The following is a 1,749-nucleotide window of genomic DNA, read 5'->3' on the forward strand; positions in this document are numbered from 1 at the left end:
AGGCGAGCTCGCAGGGCATCCAGCTGTTCTTTTTTGTCGTCGCTGCTCAGGGCGGCGTGATTGATCTGGTCTCGCTGCTGCGTGTAATTCTGATAACGGTGTCGCCAGGCCTGACGCTCTGCCTCCAGTGACTGCAGACGCAGGGCGGCGGCATCGCCGAATTGCTGCTGCCGGAATGCATACAGCTCCTCGGCACTGGCTCCCTCTTGTTTCATCGACTGTTCCCGGGCCGGAAGGTGCTGCAGGTCATACTGCTGCTGGTATTGCTTTGCCAGCGCCTGCGGAAGGGTGCTGCGAAGGGCTCTCAGGGCTGCCGTCTTTTCCTCATCGGAACGGTCTGAGGTCATGATGTCGTGCCGCTCCAGGCTGAACCGGTCGTAGCGATCTTCGTCGGCGAACAGGGTATTGGCGGTATCGGCGCCGAAGGTCTCTTGGCGTAGTTGTTGACGCATTTGCAGTTTACGGCGGATGTCGTCATCGCCATTACCGGAATAATGGGCGGCGTAATCGCCGCTGGCGAATGCGGTGCGGTAATGGTGGTAGCGGTCAAGCAGGTCAAGCAGGTCAGCAGCGGCGATGGCGCCGGCGTTTTGTCGTGCCCATTGCTCCATCAGTTTACGGATTGTCGCGTCCGGCATTTCTCCACTCAGGGAAAGAAAGTAATCCATGATCGCCTTGCTGCTGCTGTTTGCGATCAGGTGACCCTGTGAGTCGGTCATGAGTTTGCCGGGAACCTGTGTGCCCGATAAGGAGGTATTGGCCAGTGCGTCGGAGAACGCCGGTTTGGCAATGCCGGGTGACTCGGTGGCCGGCCTGTGGGTGTGGCTGGCCTGCGCATCGGGTTGCTGTTGTGCCGGTTGAGCATGCTGGGGTACAGGAATACGTTTGAGCCCCCAGAATACCCCGGTGGCCAATACAAAGACGGTGGCCAGAAGTGCAAGTGTGCGTGTCATGGTCTTGTCTCGATCCGGATTGCCCCGCAGGAAAGCCGGTCCCTGCGGGGATGGTTGCGTTACAGGCCAGCGTTTTTCAGGCGGTTGGCCTGATTGCGGTATAACGTTTTCGGGTCGGTTTCCCACCCCATCAGGCCGAACAGCTGGCGGATGGCATCCGCGTGGTTGTGGCGGTAGTTGTGGCGAATGGGTTTGCCCAGGTACATGCCGCACAGGGGCAATACACCGTCATGCTTGACGCCGGAAGGGAAGGCAAACTGGGTGACGGTGACCAGCAGGCTGTCGAACGGGTCGAGCAGGTTGGTGTGCACGCCGGTACCGCCCCAGGACCAGTAGCGCACACCATTGACGGAATGCTGGCCGCTGGTGCCACAGGCAGAGCTGGGCATGGCCTGGGGGTAGCGTTGATTGAACGCAGCCATGCCTGCGGTGGTGGAATCGGCGAGTACTGCCGTGGCGGACTGGTCATTGGCATTGGGGCCGCCGGATGCCATTTCCCACAGGGCGCCAAACCCCCCGGCGATCATGTCGGCGAGCCCTTCCGATACGCTGCCTTCAGGCAGTACTCCACGAATGATATCGGCAACCCGGGTGCCGCGGTTCTCACCGTGCACGGAGGTAACCGACGCTACCAGATCCGGGCGCACTGCTGCCACATAGCGGGCGGTGGGGGCGCCCTGTGAGTGAGCGATCAGGTTGGCTTTTGGCGCCCCGGTGACGGCCAGGTAGTTTTCGATCTGGGTAATCAGTTCTTCACCACGGTATTCATTGCTTTGCAGGGCACTGACGTTGCTTT

2 protein-coding genes are annotated in these 1,749 nt (G+C 60.7%); both read right to left on the minus strand.

The window, feature by feature from the left end; genetic code table 11:
• A partial coding sequence (locus A3754_RS18175) for a lipase secretion chaperone (protein ID WP_063520825.1) occupies positions 1 to 953 on the minus strand: 953 nt, incomplete at its 3' end.
• 59 nt (positions 954 to 1,012) lie between these two features.
• The coding region (locus tag A3754_RS27860) for an alpha/beta fold hydrolase (RefSeq protein WP_063520826.1) at positions 1,013 to 1,749 on the minus strand (737 nt) is incomplete at its 5' end.

The organism is Alcanivorax sp. HI0083 (assembly GCF_001635175.1).